Source organism: Streptomyces sp. BR123 (genome assembly GCF_013401435.1).
Classification (GTDB): domain Bacteria; phylum Actinomycetota; class Actinomycetes; order Streptomycetales; family Streptomycetaceae; genus Streptomyces.
Genome location: NZ_JACBGN010000084.1, coordinates 1 through 25,288 on the forward strand (window position 1 = coordinate 1; position 25,288 = coordinate 25,288).

Here is a 25,288-nt window from a genome sequence, read left to right on the forward strand (position 1 = left end):
GCCCCCAGGTGCGCCCGCCCGAGCGCCCCAGCCACCGCCGACCCGCGATCTGCCAGCAGTCCACCATCACCGTGCCGGCCGACCTCATGCCCAAGCTCCGCCAGGAGCTCCCCTGGGGCCGCGCCGCCTGGCAGCGCGCCTACCGCAGCCTCCGCAGCCACATCGAAGGCCTCAACGGCCGTGCAAAGAACGTCGATACGTTCCTGCACTCCCGCGAGAAGCGCCAAAGCCGTGGCCGCGTCGCCCAGACCCTCCTGAGCGCCGTACAGCTCCTCGTGGAGAACCTCAAGAGCATCGAGGGCTACCTGCGCGACCGGCGCCAGTGGCGCGAAGAGCGCTACACCCTCGGGCACATCCCCACCACGCCCGACCCCTACGAGGCCGAAGTCCCGGCTGAGAGCGAGGCTCGGACGATCATCAACCCGACGCCCCCGGAACCCTAGCCGCCACACAGCTGGCACAGGATCGACAACCGCCACCACAGCGCGCCGCAGGGCCACCCCGGCCCCGCGGCCGCTTCGGCATGCCCGCGAACCCATCGCACGCTCCGCTCGCCCTGCCCACGGACCCGCGCCCGGCCTCCCGGAGCGGCATCCCCGCCGTGCCAAGCCTCGGATACGAGAAATCCCGCCCAGCTCGATGAACTGGACGGGATCTCGTGACTCGTTCACGACCTAAGTCGTGAACGGCCTGGTCTGTGGACCTGTGGGGATTTGAACCCCAGACCCCCTCGATGCGAACGAGGTGCGCTACCAGACTGCGCCACAGGCCCTTGCGACGTGTGAAACATTAGCATCCCCGCGTCGCCGCACCAAAATCCGTTCCCGGAGCGGCCTCGCGGCGGTCATTCGTTGGCCGCGCGGGGGCGGTCGTCGCTCTCGTACTGGTCGAACAGGGGGGTGCGCCCGCGGTCGCGGCCGCGCGGGCGGGCGGCCTGCGGCGCCCCGGCGGCGTCCGGCTTGGCGGGAGCCGCGGGCTGGGCGCGCAGGCGGGGGTCCGTCGGCTCGGCCGTGCTGGAGCGGGAGGCGCTCCAGCCGTCCGGGGCCGCCGGGCCGGTGGCGCGCGGGGCGACCGGGGCCGTCACGTAGGTGGGCAGCGGAACCGGGACGGGCTCCCAGCTGTCGCCGCGGCCGGGGCCGCGTTCGCGCTGCTGGTCCACCCACTCGGCGTGGTCGGTCTGCTCGACCAGGGCGCGGCGTCCGGCCTCCTGCGGGGAGAGCGGCGGCGCGGGCTCGGGTTCGGTTCCCGCGGCTTCCTCGGTCTCGCGGCGGTCCGGGCGGCTCTCCCGCAGCCGGCGGGCGGCGGCCTCGGCGCGCTGGCGGTCCATGGTGAACTCGTAGCGCCGCCGTTCCTGGGCGCGCAGGTAGGCGATGTAGGCGCTCAGCATGACGGCCGGCAGGCCCGGGGCCCACAGGTAGGCGACGCCGCCGACCGCGGCGACGACGGCACCCAGGGTGAAGACGAGGAAGAGGAGCGCGGTGGTGCGACGGCGGCGGGCGAGCACCTGCAGGCGCTGCTGGCGCCGCTGCCGCTCGGCCACGGCCTGCCGCTCCACGAGGGCGGACCTCGGCTCCGTCCTGGTTGCGGGCATGCCGACGGGCCGGGCGTCGGCGTCCACGGAATTCACCGTTTCCGTCGCGGCGTCCGGATCCGCGAGGTACTGGGGATCCGCCTCCTGGTCGGTGCGCTCACGCAGCCCCTTGGCGTAACGGCGCTCCATTCCCGCCCGGCCGGAAAGCAGCCGGATGGCAGTGGAGAAGCGTTCCGTCGGACGGGCCTCGTTCAGCTCGTCCTGCCTCCGGAGCCACATGGGCACCAAGTAGGCGGCCCAGGCCCCCACAATGACTGCGTAGATGAGGCCGCTGCTGCTCACACCTCACACCGTAGAGGGATACGGCCTGAAGGATCCGCCAATTGGACCGGTGTGTCGCACGAACCGGCTGATATCACCGACTTTTTTTGTGATTCTTCGGATCAGGATATGGGCGATTCGGATCCCCGGACATCAAGAATTCGAACGCGTTTTCGAATTCACTGCGGGCGGTGACCCGCGTGCTTTATCGGGCGCCTGTGTCCGGACCCGGCCCCCGGTCCCGCGTGCGGTGCCAGCGCGACACCAGCCCCTCAGGGACCTCCTCCACCGTCAGCGCGTACACCAGGTGGTCGCGCCAGGCCCCGTCGATGTGCAGGTAGCGCGGCCGCAGCCCCTCCTCGCGGAAGCCCAGCTTCTCCACCACCCGCCGGCTCGGCCCGTTCTCCGGGCGGATGCACACCTCGATCCGGTGCAGTCCGACCCGCGCGAAGCAGTGGTCCACCGCAAGAGCCACGGCGGTCGGCATCACGCCCCGCCCCGCCACCTCGCGGTCCACCCAGTAGCCGATGTGGCCCGCGCACATGGAGCCCCAGGTGATCCCGGCGACCGTCAGCTGGCCGACCAGCCGCCCCTGGTACTCGATGACGAACGGCAGCATCCGCCCCGCGTTCGCCTCCGCCCGCAGATGGCGGACCATCTGCCGGTAGGTCGGGCGCTGGACCACCGGCCCCCAGGGCGCGGGCGGCGGAATCGTGGCCTCCCACGGCCGGAGCCATTCCCGGTTGCGCCGGTTCACTTCGCGCCAGGCGCTCTGGTCCCGCATTTTTATCGGCCGGAGGGTGACATCGCCGTCGACGAGCGCCACCGGCCAGGTGGGTCCGTTCAGCTCTGGCTCCCCGACGGTGCCGGGTGGTCGCCGCCCCGGATCTGGTCCACCGCGTGCGGCAGGATCCGCGCGAGGACCGCGAGGCCGTCGCGGACGCCGCCGGTGGAGCCGGGCAGGTTGACGATCAGGGTGCGGCCGGCCACGCCCGCACGCCCCCGGGACAGGGCTGCGGTCGGCACCTTCGCGAGGCCCTCGGCCCGGATGGCCTCCGGGATGCCGGGGATCTCGTAGTCCAGCACCCGCGCGGTGACGTCCGCGGTGCGGTCGGTCGGCGAGATGCCGGTGCCGCCGGTGGTGAGGATGACGTCGTAGCCGGCGGCCACGCCCTCGCGCAGCGCCTGCTCGACGGGGTCGCCGTCCGGGACGACGCGCGGGCCGTCGACGGTGAAGCCGAGCGCCAGCAGCCCCTCGGCCAGCAGGGGGCCGCCCTTGTCGGCGTACACGCCGGCCGAGGCACGGTTGGAGGCGGTCACCACGAGACCGCGCGCCTGCCGCGCGCCGGGACCCGCAGCGGCACCGGCAGCCGTGTCGCCGCCCTCGCCCCGGGCCTGGGCGCCGGGGTGGGCGTGGCTGAAGGCGTCGCCGCCGCGCGGGGCGTTCACGCGCGCGTCCAGTCGCCGGACTTGCCGCCGGTCTTCTCCTCCACCCGGACGTCGGTGATGACGGCACCCTTGTCGACGGCCTTGACCATGTCGATCACGGTGAGCCCGGCGACCGCGACGGCGGTGAGCGCCTCCATCTCCACGCCCGTGCGGTCGGTGGTCCTGACGGTGGCGAGGATCTCGACGGCGTCGTCGGCGACCGACAGGTCCACCTTCACCCCGGAGACGGCCAGCGGGTGGCAGAGCGGGATCAGGTCGGGGGTCTTCTTCGCGCCCATGATCCCGGCGATCCGCGCGGTGGCGAGGGCGTCGCCCTTGGGTACGCCCTCGCCGCGCAGCAGTTCGACCACCCGGGGGGAGACGAGCACGCGCCCGCTGGCGCGCGCCGTCCGCGTCGTGACGTCCTTCTCCGAGACGTCCACCATCCGGGCCGCTCCGGCCTCGTCGATGTGCGTCAGCCTGCTCTGCGTGTCCATGGGTCGTGCCGCTCCCGCTCCCGGGCCCCGAGGGGGCCTGTGTGGTGCAACACGCTACCCGCACCTGCCGGAACAGGGGCGCCGGGGGAACGGCTCCGGGCGCCCCGCAGCCGTTCGGCCGCCCTCGGCCGAGCGGGACCAGCCGAGCGGGACCAGCCGAGCGGGATCAGCCGAGCGGGATCACGTCCAGCTCGCTGCCGGGCTCCACGGAGGTGACGTCCTCCGGTACGACCATCAGCGCGTCGGCGTGGGCCAGCGCGGCGATCAGGTGCGAGCCGGATCCGCCGACCGGGCTGACCGTGCCGCTGTCCGCGTCGTACGCGCCGCGCAGGAACTGGCGGCGGCCGGCCGGGGAGCCGAGCGCCTCGTCCGCCTTCAGGACCGCGCGCACGCTGGGCCGGCTGACGTCCGGCAGGCCCATGAGCGCCCGGATCGCGGGCCGTACGAACAGCTCGAAGGAGACGTACGAGGACACCGGGTTGCCGGGCAGGGCGAGCAGCGGGGTGTGGTCGGGGCCGATGGTGCCGAAGCCCTGCGGCTTGCCGGGCTGCATCGCGAGCTTGCGGAAGTCCATCCGGCCGGCGTCCGGCTCGTCCGGGGCGGTGCTGATCGAGGACAGGGCCTCCTTGACCACGTCGTACGCGCCGACGCTGACGCCGCCGGTGGTGACCAGCAGGTCGGCGCGGACCAGCTGGTCCTCGATGGCGGCCTTCAGGGTCTCGGCGTCGTCGGCGACGGCCCCGACCCGGTAGGCGATGGCTCCGGCGTCCCGGGCGGCGGCGGCCAGCGCGAAGCTGTTCGAGTCGTAGATGGCGCCCGCGGCCAGGGCCTCGCCCGGTTGGACGAGCTCGCTGCCGGTGGACAGCACGACCACGCGCGGGCGCGGCCGTACCCGTACGGTGGCGCGCCCGATGGCGGCCAGCAGCGCGATCTGGGACGGGCCGAGCACGGTGCCCGCGGCGAGCGCGAGGTCGCCTGCCTGGACGTCGCTGCCGCGGGCGCGGACGTGCGCCCGCGCCTGCGCCGGCCGGTACACCCGCACCTCGCCGCCCGCTCCCTCGGGGGCCGCGCTGGCCGGGGCCATCGCGGCGGCCGCGCCGCCGCCCGTGCCGCCGTCGGTCCACTCGACCGGTACGACGGCCTCCGCACCGGGGGGCAGGGGTGCCCCGGTCATGATCCGGGCCGCCTGGCCGGGGCCGACGGCGGGCAGTTCGCCGCTGCCCGCCGCCACGTCCCCGATGACCGTGAGGACCGCGGGGAACTCCTCGCCGGCACCCTGGACATCCGCCGTGCGGACCGCGTACCCGTCCATCGAGCTGTTGTCGAAGGGCGGGAGGGCGACGGGGACGGTGACGTCCTCGACCAGGACACAGCCCTGGGCATCGAGCAGCTGGAGTTCGATCGGCTCCAGGGGCCGGACGGCGGCGAGGACGTCCGCGAGGTGCTCGTCCACCGACCACAGGCGCCGGTGTCCGCAGGAGCCGCCGGTGTCCTGCGGCGCCTCCGCCGGCTCCGCTTCCTTCGCTGCCTTTGATGCCTGCGATGCCTCAGGGCTGCTGGTCAAGGTGCTACATCTCCTCCGTGACGTAACGGCGAAGCCAGGTGCGGAACTCCGGGCCCAGGTCCTCACGCTCGCACGCGAGGCGGACGATGGCCCGCAGGTAGTCGCCGCGGTCTCCGGTGTCGTAGCGGCGGCCCCGGAAGACCACGCCGTGCACCGGGCCGCCCACGGTCTCGTCGGCGGCCAGCTTCTGCAGGCCGTCGGTGAGCTGGATCTCCCCGCCGCGGCCCGGCTCGGTCTCCCGCAGTATGTCGAAGATCGCGGGGTTGAGGACGTAGCGTCCGATGACGGCGTAGTTGCTCGGCGCGTCCTCGGGGTCCGGCTTCTCGACGAGGCCGGTGATGCGGACGACGTCCGCGTCGTCCGTGGCCTCGACGGCGGCGCAGCCGTAGAGGTGGACGTTGGCCGGGTCGACCTCCATCAGGGCGATGACGCTGCCGCCGGTGCGGGCGTGTACGTCCGCCATCTGGCGCAGCAGCGGGTCGCGGGGGTCGATGAGGTCGTCGCCGAGGAGTACGGCGAAGGGCTCGTCACCGACGTGCGGCTCGGCGCACAGGACGGCGTGGCCGAGGCCGCGCGGGTCACCCTGGCGGACGTAGTGCATGGTGGCCAGGTCGCTGGATTCCTGGACCTTCTTGAGGCGGTCGTCGTCGCCCTTGGCGGTGAGCGCCGACTCCAGCTCGTAGTTGCGGTCGAAGTGGTCTTCCAGGGCCCGCTTGTTACGCCCTGTGATCATGAGGACGTCGTCCAGTCCGGCCGAGACGGCCTCCTCGACCACGTACTGGATGGCCGGCTTGTCCACGACCGGGAGCATTTCCTTGGGCGTCGCCTTCGTCGCCGGAAGGAAGCGGGTGCCGAGGCCCGCGGCAGGGATGACTGCCTTTTTGATCACGGGGTGCAACTGAGTCATGGGCAGAACCATAGTGGGTGATGCCATGGCCTCCGTTTGGAAACCGGCAAGTAGATCAACATTTGATCCTTTTTGAGAGGAAAAGCGAGTCACCAGTGGTAACGACCCCGCCGAACCCCGCCCGCCGGCCGCAGCCGTCCGGGAAGACGCTGCTGCGCCGCGAACTCCTGGCCGCCCGCCGTGCCCTGTCCCCCGGCTCGCTGCGCACGTCGGCCCGCGCGCTCTCCCGCTCCGCCCTGGCCCTGCCCGAGCTGGCCGGCGCCCGCACCGTGGCCGCGTACGTCTCGGTCGGCAGCGAACCGGGGACCCGCGACCTGCTGGACGGGTTGCGCGCCGCCGGGAAGCGGGTGCTGCTGCCCGTCCTGCTGGCCGACAACGACCTCGACTGGGCCGCGTACGAGGGCCCCGGCTCCCTCACCGAGACCGTCCACGCAGGGAAGATGCCTCTGCTGGAGCCCTCCGGTCCGCGCCTCGGGCCGGAGGCGGTCACCGGCGCGGACGCGGTCCTGCTGCCGGGGCTGGCGGTCGACGGGCGCGGGATGCGCCTCGGGCGCGGCGGGGGCTCGTACGACCGGGTGCTCGCGCGCCTGGAGCGCGCCGGGGCGCATCCGGCGCTGGTCGTGCTCCTCTACGACGAAGAGGTGGTCGCGCGGGTCCCGGAGGAACCGCACGACCACCCCGTTCAGGCGGTGGCCACCCCCTCGGGGGTGGTCCGTTTCACGGATTCAGCGTGAGCCGGTACTCCGTCGCCTTGTCCACGGCCTCCTTGCCGAAGGGCCAGTCGAGCAGGTCGCCCTTGGCCCACAGCGTGGTCTGGTCCGTGTAGTTGTCGTGGTACGCGTGCCCGGAGGCGCCGGTGAGGTTGATCCAGCGGGACTTGTCCAGGTCGCCGAGGTTCACGATCATCCGCATGGACGGGACCCAGGTGACCCCGTAGCCGCCGGCCGCGTTCCAGCCGGTCGCGTTCACGGTGGCCTCGCCGCCGCCCAGGTTCCACGGGCCGCGGTTGAGCACGAACTTCAGGAAGTCCGGCCCCTCCTTGCCGATGGTCTGGTTCTCCAGCGTCAGCTGGTGCATGCGGCCCCAGCTCCAGGTGGACTGGTCCTTGCCGAGCTTGGCGGTCAGCTCCCAGCGGGCGTCGACCATGGCGCGCGCGAAGAGCTCGTCGCGGGTGGTGGTCGCCGGCTTGTTCCGGACGGCGGGCGACTGCCACCAGGCCGACTTCTCGTCCTTGATCAGGCGGCGGACCACCTCGAACCAGCGGTCGCCGCCGTCGGGCTGCGCCGAGTCGGCATCGCGCGCACCGCATTCGCGGACCGTCTTGGCCAGGTCGTCGGCCGGGCCGCTCGTTTCCTCGCGGACGTTCATGCAGCTGCCCTGGATGCGCAGCTCCTTCGGCAGCTTGTCGCCGAAGGCCAGGCGGAGGATGTTGCTCCAGACCGCGTTGAAGTAGGCGGCCGCCGCCGAGTCCGGCTCCTGGGTGTAGTTCCAGCCGTCCAGCAGCTTCTGCGCGGCGCGGACGTCCGGGTCCCCCATCTCGATCTTGGCCAGGATCGGGGTCAGCAGCGCGGCGATCTCGCTGCTGTTGTCCATCTGCATGGCGCGCATGTCGTCGCTGGAGATCTTGCCGCTGTTCTTGATCTTCGCCTCGATGAGGTCGTTGATCCGCTGGCTGCGGGCGCCGTAGCCCCAGTCGCCGGTCAGCAGGTGCGGGTACTTGCCGGCGCCGGTGCCGTTCTCCACGACGGCCTGGTTCGCGGTGACGATGTAGCCGCGCGCCGGGTTGTAGTCGTACGGCATCTCGTCCTGCGGGACGTAGCCGGCGTTGCCGTCCTTGCCGCCCTTCCAGGCGTACTTCGGGTCCCAGCCCGGTGCGGGCATGCGGCCGTCGCCGGCGCCGCGGAGCGGGATGCGGCCCGGGGCCTGGTAGCCGATGTTGCCCTTGACGTCCGCGTAGATCAGGTTCTGCGAGGGGACCTCGAAGTCGCGGGCGGCGAGGCGGAAGGCGGCGAAGTCCTTGGCCCTGTTGAGCTTGAAGACGGCGTCCATGGACTTGCCCGGGTCCAGGGCGGTCCAGCGCAGGGCCACGGCGTAGCCCTCTCCGCGGTCCGGGGCCGAGCTGGGCACGGGGGCCCGGCCGCCGACGGTGCCGAGTTCGTCGCTGCGGTCGGAGACCAGCGGGCCGTTGTTGGTGGAGCGGATGGTGATCTTCTTGGAGGCGCCGCCGGCCACCTTGATCTCCTCCACGCGGGTCGTGAAGGGGACCACCTTGTTGTCGTAGACGTAGCCCTCGGGCCGCACCTGCTCCAGGTAGAGGTCGGTGACGTCGGCGCCGAGGTTGGTCATGCCCCAGGCGATGTCCGTGTTGTGGCCTATGACCACGCCGGGCATGCCCGAGAAGGTGTAGCCGGCGACGTCGTACTGGCACTGGGGCGAGACGGCGCGGCAGTGCAGGCCCATCTGGTACCAGACCGAGGGCAGCTGCGGGGACAGGTGCGGGTCGTTCGCGAGCAGCGGCTTGCCGGTGGTCGTGTACTGGCCCGAGACGACCCAGGAGTTGGAGCCGATGCCGCTGCCGTTGGGGCCGAGGATGGCCGGGACCTGGTCCAGGGTCTTGGCCAGGGAGCTCAGCGAGGTGCGCAGGCCCATGGACGCACCCTGGGCGGTGGCATTGCCGGCGAGGCCGGACTGCGGGGCGGTGGAGGCCTGGTTGGCGGTGGCGGCGCCTGCGGCGCCGGAGCCCGCGCCCGGGCCCGTGGTGCCCGCGCCCGTGGTGCCGGAGCCGGACGCCGCGCCGGAGCCCGCGCCCTTGCCGCTGCCGGAGCCGGCGGTGCCCTGCGGCGCGTACTTGCCGCCCTCGATCTTGCCGCCCTCGACGATCGGCTTGTTCCGGTCGAAGGGGTAGGGCGGGTAGAGCTCGTCGATCTGCTGCTGCGTGAGCTTGTTCGTCATCAGCGCGCGGTCGATCTCGTCCTGCATGTTGCCGCGCAGGTCCCAGGCCATCGCCTTGAGCCAGGCCACCGAGTCCACCGGCGTCCACGCCTCGGGCCGGTAGTTGTCACTGAGCTTGAGGGCGGCGTGCTCGACGGAGAGGTCCTTGCCGGACTTCCCCTTCATGTACGCGTTGACCCCGTCGGCGTAGGCCTGGAGGTACTTCTTGGTCTCGGGCGAGAGCTTCGAGTCGAACTCCGCCTGGGCGACCTGGCGCCACCCGAGGGTGCGCAGGAACGCGTCGGTCTCGACCTGGCCGGCGCCGAACATCTCCGAGAGCCGCCCGGAGGTCATGTGGCGGCGCACGTCCATCTCCCAGAAGCGGTCCTGGGCGTGGACGAAGCCCTGGGCGCGGAAGAGGTCGTCGTCGCTGTCGGCGTACAGCTGGGGAATGCCGTTGGCGTCGCGCTTGACCTCGACGGCCCCCTTCAGTCCGGGAACCTTCAGGGAGCCGGTGGTCTGCGGGAACGAGGCCCGGACGGTGTCCAGGCCCCAGTACGTCCCGTACCCGAAGCCCGACACGAGCGCCAGGACCAGAACGAGCACGAGCAGTCGGGCGCGTCGTCCCTTCTTCTTGACGGAAGGGGCGGTTTCTTTGGCGGGCATCGCTGTCCTTAGAGCGGCAGGGTGGTCCTGGCAGTACTGGAAGCAACCATAGGCGCAGGACCGCTCCCGTTGATCCGCCAGGGGTCGAGGTCCTCAGGACAAGGGCGCAGCGGCGTTTCACAATGTGACTATCACGTAAAGGAAACGTCAAATATTAGGTAAGGTAACGAACCACTTATCCGATCCGGCCGCCAGGGGGAAGGATCCGCCAGGCGTGTAGAGGAGGGCCGCCCGCTGACCGTCCACACGCTCAACGAACTTCTGCTCCTCTGCTCGCTCGTCCTGCTCGTCGCCGTCGTGGCGGTGCGCGTCTCGTCGCGCAGCGGCCTTCCCAGCCTGCTCATCTACCTCGGCATAGGCGTCGCGATCGGCCGCGACGGCATAGGCCAGGTCGTCTTCAGCAATGCCGAGCTGACGCAGGTCATCGGGTACGCGGCCCTCGTCGTGATCCTCGCCGAGGGCGGCCTGGGCACCAAGTGGAAGCAGATCAGGCCGGCGCTGCCGGCCGCCGCCGCCCTGTCGCTCGTCGGCGTGGCGATCAGCGTGGGCACGACGGCGGCGGGCGCGCACTACCTGGTCGGGCTGGACTGGCGGCAGTCCCTGCTGATCGGCGCGGTCGTCTCGTCGACCGACGCGGCGGCCGTCTTCTCCGTTCTGCGCAGGGTGCCGCTGCCCTCCCGGGTCACGGGCGTGCTGGAGGCCGAGTCCGGTTTCAACGACGCCCCCGTCGTGATCCTCGTCGTCGCGTTCTCGGCCGTCGGCCCGATCGAGCCCTGGTACGTCCTGATCGGCAAGATCGCGCTGGAGCTCGCGATCGGCGCCGCGATCGGCCTGGCCGTCGGCTTCGTCGGGGCGTACGGCCTCCGGCACGTGGCCCTGCCCGCTTCGGGCCTCTACCCGATCGCCGTGATGGCCATCGCCGTGACCGCGTACGCGGCCGGCGCGCTGGCGCACGGCTCCGGCTTCCTCGCGGTGTACCTCGCGTCCATGGTGCTCGGGAACGCGAGGCTCCCGCACTGGCCGGCGACCCGCGGGTTCGCGGACGGGCTCGGATGGATCGCCCAGATCGGGATGTTCGTCCTGCTCGGCCTGCTGGTCACCCCGCACGAGCTGCCCGGCGACTTCTGGCCCGCGGTGGTCATCGGTCTGGTGCTGACCATGGTGGCGCGGCCGCTGTCGGTGTTCGTCAGCCTGGCGCCGTTCCGGCTGCCCCTGCCGGAGAAGACCCTGATGGCGTGGGCGGGCCTGCGCGGCGCCGTCCCCATCATCTTCGCGACCATCCCGATGGTGACCGGGATCGAGGGCAGCGACCACATTTTCAACATCGTCTTCGTGCTGGTCGTCGTGTACACGCTGATCCAGGGGCCGACACTGCCCTGGCTGGCCCGCAAGCTCAACCTCGGCAACGGGGACGAGACGGCCGCCGACCTGGGGATCGAGTCGGCCCCGCTGGAGAAGCTGCGCGGGCACCTGCTGTCCTTCGCCATCCCGGCGGCCTCGCGGATGCACGGCGTCGAGGTGGGCGAGCTGCGGCTGCCGCCCGGGGCCTCGGTGACGCTGGTCGTCCGGGAGGGCAAGAGCTTCGTGCCGCTGCCGGAGACCGTGCTGCGGCGCGGGGACGAGCTTCTGGTCGTGGCCACCGATCCGGTGCGGGACGCGGCGGAGGCGCGGCTGCGGGCGGTGGCCCGGGGCGGAAAGCTGGCCGGATGGCTGGGAACGGGGAACGGGAGGGCGGGGCGCTGACCGCATTCCTCATTTCCTCGGCCGAGGGCCGCTGCGACCCGACCATCCCATGGGTCCCAGCACGTTTCGGTCATGAGAGCGCCGCTCCAGAACGCACGTTTTGCATGGAATCTGCGTGCCTTCACCCTCGATTCAGCGGCGTGTAGCCCTCCGAAGTTCCGGTTATTCGGAGGCGAAGGCGCGGCTTGTCGGCAGAATCACAGGGCGTGATAGCACACCTGCCTGTACGATAAAGGCACACCACATCGAACCAACTCTGCCTGACGCAGAGCTGGCGCGACCGCAAAGCGGCCGTGGCACCCCAACCGCAGTGGGCGCCCAGGTATCACTCGGTTCTGCGCAAGAGGACAGCTCTCGGGGTTCCCGCGTACGGGTGCGGCCGCTCACCAGCGAAACACCTCCGCAAGCCGGGATCTCTACCAGGCAGCGGAAAGGCCAGGCCGTGACATCCGCAGTCACGACCGACACGTCCGCGCGGCCCGGGTACGGCGCGCTCCTGCGCACCCCCGGCGCCCTCGGCTTCGTCCTCCCGGGATTCGCCGCCCGCCTCCCCTTCGGCATGCTGACCATCAGCATCCTGCTGCTGGTCCAGCACACCACCGGCTCCTACGGGTCCGCCGGCATCGTCTCCGCCGTCACCGGCATCTCGATGGCGCTGTCCGCACCGGTCATGGGCAAGTTCACCGACCGGCACGGTCAGAGCGCCGTCCTCGTCCCGGTCGTCCTCGCGCACGCCGCAGCCGTCGCCGCCCTGGTGGCGCTCGCCCTGCTCGACGCCCCGCTGTGGGCGCTCGCCCTCTCCGCCGTCCCGACCGGCGCCTCGGTCCCGCAGGTCGGCCCCATGGTCCGGGCCCGCTGGACCGCCCGCCTGGAGGGCTCGCCGCTGCTGCCGACCGCGGCTGCCTTCGAGTCCGTCACCGACGAGTTCACCTTCGTCGTCGGCCCCGTCCTCGCCACCGCCCTGTGCACCGGCGTCCACCCCGCCGCCGGCCTGGCCACCGAGGCCGCGCTGACGCTCGTCGGCGGCCTGGTCTTCGCCGCCCGGCGCGCCACCCAGCCCGCGGCCCACGCCGCCGCTGCGGCCGGCGAGAAGCACGCCTCCGCCCTCTCCCACACCGGCCTGCGCGTCCTGGTCGCCGCCTTCCTCGGGATCGGGGCCGTCTTCGGCGGCATGCAGGTCTCGCTGGCCGCCTTCTCGAACGAGATCGGCAACCCGGGCGCGAACGGCCTGCTGTACGGCGTGTTCGCGGCCGGCAACATGATCGCGGGCATCGCCTGTGGCGCCGTCGCCTGGAAGATCGGCCCGCGCCGTCGGCTGCTGCTCGGCTACGCCGGCCTGACCGTCGCCGCGTCCGTCCTGTGGACCGCCCACTCGGCGGTCCTGCTCGGCGCCCTCGGCCTGCTCGTCGGCCTGTGCATCGCCCCGGCCCTGATCACCGGCTACACGATGGTCGAGTCCCTCGTCCCGGGCCACACCCGGACCGAGGCCTTCACCTGGCTGACCGGCGCGGTCGCCTTCGGCCAGGCCGTGGCCGTCATCCTGGCCGGCCGCCTGACCGACGCCCACGGCTCCTCGTACGGCTTCCTGGTGCCGATGGCGGGCACGGTGCTGGCCCTGGCCACCCTGCTGGCGCTGCGGTCGAAGCTGGCGCCCAAGGCCCCGAGCCGGATCATCAACTCGTCCGCGCCCGCCGACGAGCGTGGTATGGGTCACCGCACGCCGGTGACGGTGGACTGATCGGCGGGAATGCGTCACCATGGAGCATCGTTAGCACTCATCGAGTCAGAGTGCCAGGAGGAAATTCGTGCCGACCTACCAGTACCAGTGCACCGAGTGCGGTGAGGGCCTTGAGGCCGTGCAGAAGTTCACCGATGACGCACTGACCGAGTGCCCCGGCTGCCACGGACGCCTGAAGAAGGTGTTCTCCGCGGTCGGCATCGTCTTCAAGGGTTCCGGCTTCTACCGGAACGACAGCCGCGGCGCCTCGTCGAGCAGCACCCCTGCCTCGAAGCCGTCCTCGTCGTCGAGCAGCACCTCGACGGCTTCCCCTGCGCCGGCCGCCTCGTCCAGCCCGTCGACGGGCTCGACCTCGGCCGCCTGACCGAGCCGCATCGCCGCCAGGCCCCGCCGCCCCCTCCGGCAGCGGGGCCTCGCGCATGCCCCGGTTAGGGTGACGGCATGGCTAACGCAGAGATCGGTGTCATCGGCGGCTCGGGCTTCTACTCCTTCCTGGAGGACGTCTCCGAGATCCAGGTGGACACCCCGTACGGGGCCCCCAGCGACTCCCTCTTCCTCGGGGAGCTGGCCGGGCGCCAGGTCGCCTTCCTGCCCCGCCACGGCCGGAGCCACAAGGTCCCGCCTCACAAGATCAACTACCGGGCCAACCTGTGGGCGCTCCGCTCGATGGGCGTGCGCCAGGTGCTCGGGCCGTGCGCGGTCGGCGGGCTGCGCGCCGAATACGGTCCGGGGACGCTGCTCGTCCCCGACCAGCTGGTCGACCGTACGAAGTCCCGCGTCCAGACCTTCTTCGACGGGGAGCCGCTGCCGGACGGGACCGTCCCGAACGTGGTGCACACCACCTTCGCCGACCCGTACTGCCCCGTGGGGCGCTCGGTGGCGCTGGCCGCGGCCCGCGGGCGGAGCTGGGAGCCGGTCGACGGCGGCACCATGGTCGTCGTCGAGGGCCCGCGCTTCTCGACCCGCGCCGAATCGCAGTGGCATGCGGCGATGGGGTGGTCGGTCGTCGGCATGACGGGCCACCCGGAGGCCGTCCTCGCCCGGGAGCTGGGGCTCTGCTACACCTCGATGGCGCTGGTCACCGACCTGGACGCGGGCGCGGAGACCGGCGAGGGCGTCTCCCACACCGAGGTCCTGAAGGTGTTCGGCGAGAACGTGGGCCGCCTGCGCGGGGTGCTCTTCGACGCAGTGGCGGCGCTGCCGGCCACGGACTCCCGCGACTGCCTGTGCACGCACGCGCACGACGGCTGGGACCTGGGCATCGAACTGCCGTAGGCGGTCCGGACCGCCCTGACGACAACGCGGCCCCCTCGCTCTGGCATCGCTCTGGGCGAGGGGGCCGCTCCCGTGTGGGTGACACGGCTGTCCACAGGCTGGGGATCGTCCACAGGCGCGAGCGGGGTCGGGCGGAGCAGCGGATCGTGGGGGTGTCCGGACGCCCGTCCGGACACCGGAACCACTCAGCCCGGCGGTGCCGTCATGTCCAGGACCTTCCAGACCCCCACCTCCTCCTCGTCTTCCTCCTCTCCTTCCTCCTCGTCTGCCTCCCTCGCTTCCGTCCCCCTTTCGCCTCCTTGTCCCGCTCCCTCCTCCTCCCCGTGCCCGCCCGCGCGTACGGTGCCGGTGTTCCCTCCCGTGCGGGTCGGCCGGGGAGGGGACCGGCTGCGGCGGGCGCTGCGGCGCAGGCGGCGGGCGGCCTCGGCCGCGCTGGCCGTCGCGGCGGCCGCGCTCGCGGTGGCGGGCGGCCCTCAGGCCCAGGCGTCCCGGGGGGCCGGGCCGCCCGTGAAGGAGGCACCGCCGCCGCCCGCGCGGACGGTGTCCGCGCCCGTGCGGATCGCGGATGCGGCGACCGTACGGCTGCTGCGGCCCGGTGACCGGGTGGACGTGGTCGCGGCGGAGCGGGCCGGGCCGCCGCGGGTGGTGGCGGAGGGGGCCCGGGTCGACGCCGTACCGGGCCCGGAGGCGGGCCCTGCGGGAGCGGGGGACGGCGGGGCGCTGGTGGTGCTGTCCGTGCCCCGGGACACCGCGCGGGCGCTGGTCGGGGCGGGTGCGGTGGCGCGGCTGGCGGTGACGCTGTGCTGATCCGGAATCGGATGCGCGTACCGGCGGGTCGCCACGGGCCGGACCCGGACTGGACACACCGGGCCCCGACTGCCGTAGTTTTCGGAACCGTTGGCTCCATTCATGACGGACTCGAAGAGAGGCTCAGCGGTGAGCGAGAAGCAGCAGAGTGTCCTGGCGGGCTTCAAAGCCTTCCTGATGCGCGGCAACGTGGTCGACCTGGCCGTCGCGGTGATCATCGGCGCCGCGTTCACGAACATCGTGAACGCGGTCGTGAAGGGGATCATCAGCCCGGTCGTCGGCGCCGTCGGCACCAAGAGCCTGGACGGCTACAGCTCCTGCCTGAAAGGCCCCTGCGGCGTCGATGCGAAGGGGGAGCCCATCGGCGTCAACATCCTGTGGGGCTCGGTGCTGAACGCGGCGCTGACCTTCCTGATCACGGCCGCGGTCGTCTACTTCCTGATGGTGCTGCCGATGGCGAAGTACCTCGCCAGGGTGGAGGAGCGCCGCAAGACCCAGGAGGGTGTCAAGGAGACCATCGAGGTCACCGAGCTGGTGGTGCTCAAGGAGATCCGGGACGAGCTGGTCGCCCAGCGCGGCAGGGCGGCCGGCAACGGCGGCCCCGGCGCCGCGCCAGGCTCCCGGCAGCAGTACTAGCGGGCCCGGCCGCACTCGTCGGCCGGCCGGGGCCCGGAGCACGAGGGGCGGCCGGCTTGCTGGCCGGGCTGCCGGTGCCGGTGCCGGTGCCGGCCGGTCAGAGGTGGTGCGGCGGCTTCTCGTCGAGGAAGCGGGCCAGGTCGGCGGAGCTCCCGGTGGCGGGAGCCCGCTCGCCCCAGCCGTGGTCGGTGTCGTCCCGGGACTGCTGGTCCAGCGGGTCGTCGAAGACGAGCCGCGGCCGGGGCTTCCGCGGGGCCGCGGAACCGGCCTGCGGGTCCGCCGGGGACTCGGCGCCGGCCGGGGACGAGGGCTCGGCGTTCGCGGACTGCGGGTCGGAAGCAGGGACGGTGCTCATGACCCCCAGGGTACGGCCGCCCGCGGACCCGGCCCCGCCGCCGCCAGCACAGCACCATGCCAGGCGTCACCTGCCCTTCAAGGCCGCCTCGACGGGGCTGCAGCGGGACCGTACAGGTGAAGGGGGCTCCCTCCGGCCGCCGCCGGGGCCTGCCGGGCCCTGCCGTCCGGCCCCGGGCTGCTGTGCTGGGCGGTATGACGTACGTACCGATGACGGCCCGCGACCGGGACGAGAGGCACCGGTCCGCGACCGCGCTGGAGCTCTTCTTCGACCTGTGCTTCGTCGTGGCCGTGGCGCAGGCCGGCCGCCAGCTGGTCCACGCGCTCGCCGAGGACCACGTCGGTGCCGGGGTGAGCGGCTACCTCTACGTGTTCTTCGGCGTGTGGTGGGCGTGGATGAACTTCACGTGGTTCGCCTCCGCCTACGACGTCGACGACGTGCCGTACCGGATCGCGACGCTCGTGCAGATCTCCGGCGTGCTGGTCTACTCGGCGGGGATCCCCCAGGCGTTCAACGACAACGACTGGACCGTCGCCGTCATCGGCTACGTGGTGATGCGCCTCGCGCAGACCGTGCAGTGGCTGCGCGCCGCGGCCGGGGAGAGCGGCGGGGCCCGCCGCTGCGCGCTCACGTACGCGATCGGGCTGGTGATCTGCCAGGCGGGCTGGGTGGCCCTGCTCTGGGCGCCCGAGGCGAGCCAGAGGTGGCTGTTCCTCGTCCTCGTCGCGGCGGAGCTGCTCGTGCCGGTCATCGCGGAGCGCGGCCGCCAGACGCCGTGGCACCCGCACCACATCGCCGAGCGCTACGGGCTGTTCACCATCATCGTGCTCGGCGAGACCATCGCCGCCAGCACCGTCGCCGTGCAGTCGGCGATCGCCGAGCACGAGGCGCTGGACGTGCTGCTGCCGATCGCGGGGGGCGGGCTGCTGCTGGTGTTCTCGGCATGGTGGATCTACTTCGCCGCCCCGGCCCACGACCTGCTGCGCAACAATCGCCAGGCCATTCCCTGGGGCTACGGGCACTACCTGATCTTCGCTTCGGCGGCCGCGATCGGCGCGGGCATCGAGGTGGCGATCGAGTACTCCGTCGGCAAGGCCCGCATCTCCCAGACGGCGGCCAATCTCGCGGTGGCCGTCCCGATGGCGGTGTACCTCGCCTTCGTCTGGCTGCTGCACTCGCGCCACTTCAAGCGCGGCATGACGCAGCAGCTGCTGCTGCCGGTGTCGGCGGCGGCGGTCCTCGCCTGCGCCTGGACGGGTGCGTACGCGGTGCTGTGGGCCGGGATGGTGGCCGCCGCCACGGTCGCGGCGGGCGTGACCTTGGCGGATCGGGAGCGTTCTGGTGCGTGAGGAGCGCGGGCGGCAGCGGCCGCGGCCAACGCGCCGGCAACAGGAAGAAGAAACGATGAAAGTCCCGGTACAGCGGTACGGGCAGGCCGGCCCGGCGGGGGCGGAGCACGAGGAGTACGGGGAGCTCGCCGACCCCGCGTTCTGGCAGCAGCCCCCGGCGGCGCGGCTCGCGGCGTTCGCCCGCCTGCGGGCGCTGGACTCCCCGGTCTTCGTGCCCGAGGGCAGGGGGCGGGGCCACTGGGCCCTGGTCCGGTACGCGGACGTGCAGGAGGCGAGCCGGCTGCCGAAGGTGTTCGCGAGCGCGCCCGGGGTGACCACGCCCGAGCCGGCGCGGTGGGTACGGGCCCTGTTCGGGGACTCGATGGTCAACCTGGACGGCGCCGACCACGCCCGGTTGCGCAAGATCGTGCAGCGGGCGTTCACGCCGCGGCTGCTGGCGGCGGCCGAGGCGGACATCCACGCGGTGGCCGCCCGGATCGTGGACGACGTCCTGGCGGACCGGCCCGACGAGTTCGTCTCGGCCGTGGCCTCCCGGCTGCCCCTGGAGGTCATCTGCAACATGATGGGCATCCCGGAGCGCCACCGGCCGGAGATCGCCGACCGCGTCAACCACGCCTCGGAGCACATCGGCGTCGAACGGGGCCTGGCCGAACGGCTGCGGATGCCCGGGCGCGGCCTGCGGGCGCTGGCGCGGATGCAGCGGATGGTCGCGGGCATCGGCCGGGAGCGCCGCAGGAACCCCTCCGACGACCTGATCTCGGCGCTGGTCTGCGCGAACGTGGACGGGCAGGCGCTGGGGGCGCGCCAGCTGGGGGCGTTCTTCTCGCTGCTGATGGTCGCGGGCGTGGAGACCACCCGGAACGCGATCACCCACGGCCTGTCCCTGCTGACCGACCACCCGGACCAACGGGACCTGCTGCTGGAGGACTTCGAGAAGCACGCGGACGGGGCGGTGGACGAGATGATCCGGCACTCGACGCCGATCATCCAGTTCCGCCGGACCGTGGCGGCCGAGCACACCCTGCGCGGGCACGTTTTCAGACCGGGCGACAAGGTCGTGCTGTACTACGCCTCCGCCAACCGCGACGAGGCGGTCTTCCCCGACCCGGACGCCTTCGACATCACCCGCTCCCCCAACCCGCACCTGGGCTTCGGCGGCGGCGGCCCGCACTTCTGCCTGGGCGCGCACCTGGCCCGGGTGGAGATGAAGGCGCTGTTCCGCGAGTTGCTGATCCGTCCGGTCGGGCTCCGGGCGGTGGGGCTGCCGGATCTGGCGGGGTCGAACTTCGACAACCGCGTCCGCTCGCTCAGGTTCGCCTTCGAGCAGCCGCGGTAGCGCTCCCGGCCGGTGCGTGCGGCGGGCGTACGGCGGGGGCGCGCCGCGGGCGGGCGGAACCGGCCGCCGGGCAGGCTGGGGGCCCGGCGGCCGGGGCGGGCGGCGGGCACCCGGCCTGCCGCCGCCGACACCGCGCGGCGGGGGCGCGGCTACTGCTGCAGGCGCCGTACGGCGAGGAGGCAGTGGGCGCTGGTCGCGAGAACCTCCTCGTCCCCCGCGAACGCCTGGAGCATCGCGGCGTCGACCGGTCGGCCCGGTACGGCCTCGGGCCAGGGGCGCGTGGCGAACAGGAAGTACGCCTGCCCGCTTTCACTCGCCGCCTCGACCCATTCGTCCGGGACGGTGCAGGTGGCGTTGAGTCCGGGCAGGGTCAGCGCGACCTGGTTGTCCGCCAGGACGATCTGCACGGGGAAGCCCGCCGGGTCGTTCCGGCCGTCCTCGACCTTGTCCCCGACGGACAGCTTGTTCTCCGCCAGCAGCGCCCGCGCGGCCTCCCCGGCGGCCTCCGGGCCCTGCGGGCCGTCGCCCAGCGAGTAGGCGAGGAGGTACGGCATGTCGTGGCCCTCGGCGGGGTCGCCGATCCAGGCGAGCACCGAAAGGGTGCCGAGCCGGGTCCGGTCGATTTCGGCTTGAGTTGAAGTCATGCGCCGCACCCTAGTGGCCTTCGCGACGCCCCCTTCACGGCCTGTCACCCGGGCGGACTACACCGCCCAGAATCCCTCTCCGGAATTCGACTGGACGTTCGCATCCTGGTACTGGAGCCGAACGATGCGCGCATTCTCCGGGATTTCGAACACGACCCACCCCTCGGCCTGCTCGCCGACGGCGACGGAGTCGAGGACGAGCGGTTTTCCGGTGGTCAGTTCGCCGGTCTGCACCGCCGGGTGGCGCTTCCCCGCGGTGTCGTACGCCCACATGCGCCCGAGTGCCCCGTACGGGGCCCCGCCGACGTTGACGAACGACATCGAGGCGGCGACCCAGCGCTTCCCCGCGGGCGGGGAGTAGTTCTTCTCCACGCTGACCGCGGGGTCGACGTAGGCGTTGAGCACCGCCTGGAGGTGCCGGCCGATCTGGCGGCCGTGCACCCGTACGGGGTCGCCCACGTGGGCTTCCTTCGCGGCGGGATCGCCCGCGGCGCCCGGGGCGGCGTCGTCCACGGGGACGGCGGGCACTGCGGCGGGGGCGAGCGCGGCCCCGTCGGAGGGGGCGGAACAGGCCGTGGCCCCGAACAGCAGGAACGGCAGGAGGGCGACGGCGGCAAGAGCGGGGGCGGAGGCGGAGGCGGGCTGGCGCATGCGCGATCCCTTCGGGGACCTTCGAGGTGGTTTTTCCGGCCAGTCTCACGCGCCCGAGCGGGGAATTGCACACACCGACACGGGCATCCGGAGCGAGTTGCCGTCCATCTGCCAGCACAATGCGTTCCGACAGAATTCCGCCATCCGGATCCCCTTGGAGGAAGAATGCGCGCGTACGGCAGCAGAATCACCCTGGCGGCCTTCTCGGCACTGGCCGCAGCCGCGGTATTCCCCGCCCCGGCCGAGGCCACCGTATTCAATCAGGCTGTTTCCGTACAGTCGAAGGCATCCATCGGCAAGGACGGCACGATCACCCTTTCCGGCACCTACCGCTGCGAGCTGCCGTCACCCAAGGGGGCGATCCATGTCGGGGCCACCCTCGTGCAGGACGGCGTGCGCCTCGGCCTCAGCGCCGGCGCGGCCGTCTGCGACGGCAGGAGCCACGCCTGGTACGCGCGCGGCACGCTCCGCTACACGCCGGGGGTGCACGCGGGACGCGCCGAGGCCGCGGCGGAACTCCAGGAGATCCACTTCTCCGGCTTCATGCCCTCGTCGCTCGACACGGTGGCGGCGGACCGGAAGGTCGTCGAGGTCGTCGACCTCCGCTGAGTCGCGGCGGCACGGCCGGGCGGGCGGGGGCGCCGAGCGGGCTCGGTGAGGTCCCACGCGGTACCGCGCCCCGAAAGGGGCGCGGGGTACTGCGCGGCGAAGCCCCACCGGCCCGCGGTTCCACGACCGGAGCGGAGCGCTCAGCGGCAGGGCGGCGCCGCGCCCGTCATCGACATGAACGCCACCGTCCGGCACCCGGGATCCGCGTGCCGGTGCCCCGTGGCCAAGTCCACGGCGAGGTCCACGGCCGTCGGCACCGCGGCCCCGAGCAGGAGCAGCGCGAGCAGGCCGGTGGCCGTGCGCCCGCTCAGGCGGCGCCGCACGGGACGATCCGTTCCACACACGTCCGTCTCATGGACCGCATCATCACGCCGGACCCCGTCGGCCACAACTCGGCGTGCGCGCATGCTCACGCCGTGCCGCGGGGGCTGCCCGCCGCGTCGAACTCGCACCACACCGCCTTGCCGTCGCCCCGGGACTCCACCCCCCAGTGCGTGGCCAGCGCGTCCACCAGCAGCAGTCCCCGCCCCGTGGTGGCGGCCTCGCCCGGGGTCCGCCGCCGCGGCCAGACGCTGGAGCGGTCCTTGACCCACAGCCGGATCCGCCGCACCGGCTCCGGCAGCACCTCCATGGTCAGCACGGCGCCGCCGTCGGTGTGCAGCAGGGCGTTGACCAGCAGTTCCCCGGCGGCCACTTCCACGTCGTCGGCGAGTTCCGGCATGCCCCAGTCCCGCAGCGCCTGCCGCAGGGCGTAGCGGGCCTCCGACAGTCCCTCCGGGTCGGCCTGGTGGATGTACTGGTGGATCCGCGGGGCCCGGTGGGTGCCCGGGTCCGGGGCCCGGCGCAGCACGAGCAGGGCCACGTCGTCGCCGGAGCCCCAGCGCTCCCAGAGCCGGTCGGAGAGGTGGTCGGCGAGCGCCCCGGCCTCCTGCGGGCCGCTGCGGACCACCTGGGCGAGAGCCTCCATGCCCTGGGTGATGGCGGTGCCGGGCTCCTCCACCAGGCCGTCCGTGCACAGCACCAGCGTCTCCCCGGGAACGAGGTCGAGCCGGGTCTCGGGGAAGTCCTCCTGCTCGAACACGGAGGCCAGCCCGAGCGGCAGCCCGCCGCGCACGTTGGGCCAGCCGGTCCGCCCGTCGGTGTGCCGGATCAGCGGGCCGAGGTGGCCAGCCCGGACCGCCCGTACGCCGCCCGTCTCCAGGTCCACCTGTGCGTACATGCACGTCGCGAAGCGCTCGGTGTCGAGCTCGGCCAGGAAGCGGGAGGCCCGCGCCAGCACGGTGGACGGAGGGTGCCCCTCGCCGGCGTAGGCGCGCAGCGCGATCCGCAGCTGGCCCATGATCGCCGCGGCGTGCGTGTCGTGGCCCTGTACGTCGCCCACCACGATGCCGACCCGGTCGCGGGGCAGCGCGATCACGTCGTACCAGTCCCCGCCGACCTCGCGGCCGCTCCACGCGGAGTGGTAGCGCACGGCGATCTCGCCGCCGCTGATCTCGGGGATCCGCCGCGGCAGCATCGAGGCCTGCAGTCCGGTCGCGAACTCCCGCTCCTGGTCGAACAGGAGCGCCCGCTGGAGGGACTGCGCGACGATGCCGGCCAGGCCGAGGCACAGGTTGCGCTCCTCGGGGCTGAACTCGGTGCGCCGCCGGTAGAAGAGCACCAGCCCGCCGATGGCCCGGGCCTGGGCGATGAGCGGGAGGTAGGCGGCCGCGTCGAACCGGATCCGGTTCAGGTAGTCGGCGAGCAGGGGGAACTCCTCGGCCAGCGCACTGAGCGAGGTGGCGAACCGGGCCTTGCGGGTGAGCACCGCCTGGGACAGCGGCAGGGTGCCGTCGAGCCGGGTGAACCTGCGCTCGCTGAGGATCTCCAGGGACTCCCCGCTCAACGCGATGATCTTGATCGCGCCGTTCTCGACCAGCCCCAGGGCCAGCCCGTCGGCGCCCAGGCGCTCCAGGGCTCCCGCGCCCGTCAGCGTGGCGGTCACGTCGTCGACCGTCACCGCCCGCGAGAGGGCCTCGGTGGTCCGCTGCACGATCGTCGCCTGCTTGGCCCGCGCCGACTCCAACTTCCGCAGGACGGTCGCCTGCGCCAGCTCGGCCGTCGCGTCCCGGACGATCCCGACGATGCGGTCGGGCCGCCCGGCGGCGTCCCGCAGGATCCTGCCCTGGGTGTGGGTCCACTGGTCCACGCCGTCGCGCCGGCGGACCGTGAAGTACGAGCCGTGCGTCTCGGCGCCCTCGTCGACCGCGGTCCGCACGGAGTCCGCCAGGCGCGCGCTGTCGTTCGTGGGGATCCGCAGGCCGAGGCCCTCCGGGGTCCGGTCGAACTCCTCGGGTTCCAGGTCCATGACCGCGTACCCGGCCTCGTCCAGGTCGAACGTGTGGGCGCGCAGGTCCCACTCGAAGCTGCCCATGCCGTTCAGGGCGAGCCGCTCTCCGGGCCCGGTCACCGGGCCCGCGCCGGCTCCCCGGCGCGGGCCGCGGCCGGCTTCCCGGCCGGCCCCTGGGCCGGATCTGTCGCGCTCCGCCGCTGCCACCTGACACACACCACCTAACGGCCGGGCCAGTACGGCTGGGAGATCAGCCGCTCCCACTCCTCGTCCGGATGCCCCGGAAGGGTGCGACCGGCCTCCCGCCAGCGCTTGAGGAGGGACAGGTAGATCGTCGACGGGTCCGGTGCGGCGGGCGCGGGCGGACCGTACGGGGCGGTCCCGGTCGCAGTGACGGGCTGTTCCGTGCGGCTGGCCGGGATGCGCACCCAGCCGCGGCCCTGTGCTCGCTGCTCCCCACTCATCGCGGACCCCTCTCACCTCACCACAGAGACGTCTTCGGATGCCCCGCGTCGGCCCGGGCCGGCTGCGGGGTCCCGAGGGAGCCCGCCGGCCGGCGCAGGGCGCCGAGGCGCCTACGGACTCCTTTCACCAGTCTCCCCGCCGTGAACCCCGCGCCGTGCACGAATCGCATGGAAGGGCCGAATGAGGGAGCCGTCAGCAGCCCCGCGAAGAACAGTCCCGGCCACGACGACTCGAATCCGGGGCTCAACTCCGGCGTGCCGCCGCCGCCGACCGTGTCCAGGGCGGCGCGCAGCCGGGCGTCCAGCAGCCCCAGCCGGTCCAGCTCCGGGTGGAACCCGGTCGCGGCGATGACGTGCGAGACGTCCAGGACGGCGGACTCCCCCGCGGCGCCGATCAGCCCCAGCCTGGTCCGGTCCCCCACCGCGACCGCCCGGTGCAGCCGGTGCCCCAGCAGCACCGGGACGCTGCGCTCGAACCGGTCCCGCAGCCACCAGGCCCCGGCGGGCCCGAGCGCGGTGGCCGCGATCCGCTCCCGCCGCGCCGCGGGCAGCCGGCGCACCGCCCACGGCAGCTCGGACCACACCCAGGTGTGCCAGCCGCTGCCCAGGCCGCTGTGCGGGCGTCGCAGCGCCTCCAGGGCCGGGCGCTCCAGCGGCGGGGGCACGGTGTTCCAGTCGATCCGGGACCGCCGGGCGACCAGGCAGGGCCGGGCGCCGCCCTCGGCGAGCAGGGCCGCGGTCTCCAGGGCGGCCTGCCCGGCCCCGATCACTGCGACCTCCCGGCCCGCGAACCGGCTCAGGTCGCGGTGGTCGGTGCTGTGCGAGTAGTGCCCGGGCGGCAGTTCGCCCAGCGCCCCGGGGTGGCGGGCGAAGGGCATCACGCCGACGGCGAGGGCCACCGTCCGGGCGAGGAGCGGGGGCCCCTCGGCGGTGCGGATGCGGAAGCCGTCGCCCTGCGGGGTGACCTCGGTGACGGTCAGCTCCTCCACTTCCGGCACCGCCCGGCGGGCGAACCACATGCCGTACGCGCTGAAGGTGCCGATCGGGAGCGGACGGCCGTGCTCGGCCGCCAGCCCCTGGCCGGCGCAGTACTCGGCGAGGGTGTGGCGGCCGCCGGGGGCCGAGAGGTTCGAGGCCCAGGACTCGGACTTCAGGTACATGCCGTCGGGCATGTGGTCCCGCCAGGAGGCCATGGGGCGCCCGAGCACCCGTACGCCGATCCCCGCCGCCGCCGCGTGTGCGGCGATCGACAGCCCGTACGGACCGGCGCCGACCACGACGAGGTCCTCCATCCGCGTCACCGCTGTCCCTCCAGTCTCATGTGTCCCCCGTTGTTCACCGGGGAGGTAAGGGGCCGGCGGGGGCTGCGCGTCGGCATCTCCGGCTCCCCGGGGCCCGGCGCCCCGAACGCCGGCACGGGGCGTGTTGCCCGCCGGGGGCACGGGGCCGCCTCCCGGACGGTCACCGTGTCACCAGCTCGTCCGGAGCAGCGGCCTCCGGCGGGGCG

At 73.0% G+C, this 25,288-nt stretch carries 24 protein-coding genes, 1 tRNA gene and 1 pseudogene; 11 read left to right on the plus strand and 15 right to left on the minus strand.

Translation table 11 applies throughout. The annotated features are described in order from the left end of the window. Positions 1–443 (plus strand): annotated as a pseudogene (locus HYE82_RS15785) (hypothetical protein); the annotation flags it as partial. A gap of 255 nt (positions 444–698) precedes the next feature. Here HYE82_RS15785 and HYE82_RS15790 read toward each other — a convergent pair. The 7 genes from HYE82_RS15790 to galU all read right to left on the minus strand — a co-directional run bounded on the left by HYE82_RS15790 (position 699) and on the right by galU (position 6,248). Then, positions 699–772 (minus strand) — tRNA-Ala (locus tag HYE82_RS15790). Between the two features lie 72 nt (positions 773–844). Beyond that, positions 845–1,873, minus strand: a complete 1,029-nt coding sequence (locus HYE82_RS15795) for a hypothetical protein (RefSeq protein ID WP_179174699.1) — start codon at positions 1,871–1,873, stop codon at positions 845–847. Positions 1,874–2,057: 184 nt separating this feature from the next. Then, positions 2,058–2,678, minus strand: coding sequence for a GNAT family N-acetyltransferase (locus HYE82_RS15800; RefSeq protein ID WP_179174700.1), 621 nt, complete (start codon positions 2,676–2,678; stop codon positions 2,058–2,060). A 17-nt stretch (positions 2,679–2,695) separates the two neighbouring features. After that, complete coding sequence (locus tag HYE82_RS15805) at positions 2,696–3,175, minus strand: MogA/MoaB family molybdenum cofactor biosynthesis protein (RefSeq protein WP_309144334.1); 480 nt, start codon at positions 3,173–3,175, stop codon at positions 2,696–2,698. 122 nt (positions 3,176–3,297) lie between these two features. Then, positions 3,298–3,777, minus strand: a complete 480-nt coding sequence (gene moaC, locus HYE82_RS15810; RefSeq protein ID WP_179174702.1) for a cyclic pyranopterin monophosphate synthase MoaC — start codon at positions 3,775–3,777, stop codon at positions 3,298–3,300. A 166-nt stretch (positions 3,778–3,943) separates the two neighbouring features. Continuing rightward, positions 3,944–5,239 carry a gephyrin-like molybdotransferase Glp gene (gene glp / locus HYE82_RS15815; RefSeq protein ID WP_218782672.1) on the minus strand — a complete coding sequence of 432 codons (1,296 nt, stop codon included), beginning with the start codon at positions 5,237–5,239 and terminating at the stop codon, positions 3,944–3,946. Positions 5,240–5,345: 106 nt separating this feature from the next. After that, positions 5,346–6,248, minus strand: coding sequence for a UTP--glucose-1-phosphate uridylyltransferase GalU (gene galU / locus HYE82_RS15820; RefSeq protein WP_179174703.1), 903 nt, complete (start codon positions 6,246–6,248; stop codon positions 5,346–5,348). A gap of 95 nt (positions 6,249–6,343) precedes the next feature. On the opposite strand from galU, the gene HYE82_RS15825 reads away from it, so the two are divergent. Then, positions 6,344–6,982 carry a 5-formyltetrahydrofolate cyclo-ligase gene (locus HYE82_RS15825; protein WP_309144333.1) on the plus strand — a complete coding sequence of 213 codons (639 nt, stop codon included), beginning with the start codon at positions 6,344–6,346 and terminating at the stop codon, positions 6,980–6,982. Here HYE82_RS15825 and HYE82_RS15830 read toward each other — a convergent pair. After that, positions 6,966–9,845 (minus strand): penicillin acylase family protein, encoded by a 2,880-nt coding sequence (locus HYE82_RS15830; RefSeq protein WP_179174705.1) that lies wholly within the window; start codon positions 9,843–9,845, stop codon positions 6,966–6,968. The genes HYE82_RS15825 and HYE82_RS15830 overlap by 17 nt on opposite strands. Positions 9,846–10,106: 261 nt before the next feature. Here HYE82_RS15830 and HYE82_RS15835 point away from each other — a divergent pair, with 261 nt between their 5' ends. From HYE82_RS15835 to mscL, 6 genes are all read left to right on the plus strand, one after another. Beyond that, positions 10,107–11,588, plus strand: coding sequence for a potassium/proton antiporter (locus HYE82_RS15835; RefSeq protein ID WP_256987283.1), 1,482 nt, complete (start codon positions 10,107–10,109; stop codon positions 11,586–11,588). Between the two features lie 442 nt (positions 11,589–12,030). Next, positions 12,031–13,326 carry an MFS transporter gene (locus tag HYE82_RS15840; RefSeq protein ID WP_179174706.1) on the plus strand — a complete coding sequence of 432 codons (1,296 nt, stop codon included), beginning with the start codon at positions 12,031–12,033 and terminating at the stop codon, positions 13,324–13,326. Positions 13,327–13,393: 67 nt separating this feature from the next. Then, positions 13,394–13,690 carry an FmdB family zinc ribbon protein gene (locus tag HYE82_RS15845; protein WP_179174707.1) on the plus strand — a complete coding sequence of 99 codons (297 nt, stop codon included), beginning with the start codon at positions 13,394–13,396 and terminating at the stop codon, positions 13,688–13,690. Between the two features lie 77 nt (positions 13,691–13,767). After that, positions 13,768–14,601 carry an S-methyl-5'-thioadenosine phosphorylase gene (locus tag HYE82_RS15850; protein ID WP_179174708.1) on the plus strand — a complete coding sequence of 278 codons (834 nt, stop codon included), beginning with the start codon at positions 13,768–13,770 and terminating at the stop codon, positions 14,599–14,601. A 204-nt stretch (positions 14,602–14,805) separates the two neighbouring features. Then, positions 14,806–15,408, plus strand: a complete 603-nt coding sequence (locus HYE82_RS15855) for a hypothetical protein (RefSeq protein ID WP_179174709.1) — start codon at positions 14,806–14,808, stop codon at positions 15,406–15,408. A 129-nt stretch (positions 15,409–15,537) separates the two neighbouring features. After that, entirely contained in the window at positions 15,538–16,044 is a 507-nt protein-coding gene (mscL, locus tag HYE82_RS15860) for a large conductance mechanosensitive channel protein MscL (RefSeq protein ID WP_179174710.1), read from the plus strand. 97 nt (positions 16,045–16,141) lie between these two features. On the opposite strand, the gene HYE82_RS15865 is transcribed toward mscL, so the two are convergent. After that, entirely contained in the window at positions 16,142–16,399 is a 258-nt protein-coding gene (locus HYE82_RS15865; RefSeq protein ID WP_179174711.1) for a hypothetical protein, read from the minus strand. A gap of 194 nt (positions 16,400–16,593) precedes the next feature. On the opposite strand from HYE82_RS15865, the gene HYE82_RS15870 reads away from it, so the two are divergent. Beyond that, a complete protein-coding gene (locus HYE82_RS15870; RefSeq protein ID WP_179174712.1) occupies positions 16,594–17,748 on the plus strand; it encodes a low temperature requirement protein A in 1,155 nt (384 codons plus the stop codon). A 55-nt stretch (positions 17,749–17,803) separates the two neighbouring features. Continuing rightward, positions 17,804–19,084, plus strand: coding sequence for a cytochrome P450 (locus HYE82_RS15875; RefSeq protein ID WP_256987279.1), 1,281 nt, complete (start codon positions 17,804–17,806; stop codon positions 19,082–19,084). Between the two features lie 149 nt (positions 19,085–19,233). Here HYE82_RS15875 and HYE82_RS15880 read toward each other — a convergent pair whose 3' ends face one another. Together HYE82_RS15880 and HYE82_RS15885 are read right to left on the minus strand one after the other, a co-directional pair. After that, a complete protein-coding gene (locus HYE82_RS15880; protein ID WP_179174713.1) occupies positions 19,234–19,728 on the minus strand; it encodes a DUF5949 family protein in 495 nt (164 codons plus the stop codon). A gap of 57 nt (positions 19,729–19,785) precedes the next feature. Continuing rightward, positions 19,786–20,379: a DUF4352 domain-containing protein gene (locus HYE82_RS15885; protein ID WP_179174714.1), complete on the minus strand. Its 594-nt coding sequence runs from the start codon at positions 20,377–20,379 to the stop codon at positions 19,786–19,788. Between the two features lie 165 nt (positions 20,380–20,544). On the opposite strand from HYE82_RS15885, the gene HYE82_RS15890 reads away from it, so the two are divergent. Continuing rightward, positions 20,545–20,988 (plus strand): DUF6299 family protein, encoded by a 444-nt coding sequence (locus tag HYE82_RS15890; protein WP_179174715.1) that lies wholly within the window; start codon positions 20,545–20,547, stop codon positions 20,986–20,988. A gap of 140 nt (positions 20,989–21,128) precedes the next feature. Here HYE82_RS15890 and HYE82_RS15895 read toward each other — a convergent pair whose 3' ends face one another. From HYE82_RS15895 to HYE82_RS15910, 4 genes are all read right to left on the minus strand, one after another. Further along, on the minus strand, positions 21,129–21,311 hold the full coding sequence (locus HYE82_RS15895) for a hypothetical protein (RefSeq protein ID WP_179174716.1): 183 nt from the start codon (positions 21,309–21,311) through the stop codon (positions 21,129–21,131). 86 nt (positions 21,312–21,397) lie between these two features. After that, a complete protein-coding gene (locus tag HYE82_RS15900) occupies positions 21,398–23,437 on the minus strand; it encodes a SpoIIE family protein phosphatase (RefSeq protein ID WP_179174717.1) in 2,040 nt (679 codons plus the stop codon). Positions 23,438–23,538: 101 nt separating this feature from the next. Continuing rightward, positions 23,539–23,781: a hypothetical protein gene (locus tag HYE82_RS15905; protein ID WP_179174718.1), complete on the minus strand. Its 243-nt coding sequence runs from the start codon at positions 23,779–23,781 to the stop codon at positions 23,539–23,541. Positions 23,782–23,798: 17 nt separating this feature from the next. Then, positions 23,799–25,073: an NAD(P)-binding domain-containing protein gene (locus HYE82_RS15910; RefSeq protein ID WP_179174721.1), complete on the minus strand. Its 1,275-nt coding sequence runs from the start codon at positions 25,071–25,073 to the stop codon at positions 23,799–23,801. Between the last annotated feature and the right edge of the window lie 215 nt (positions 25,074–25,288).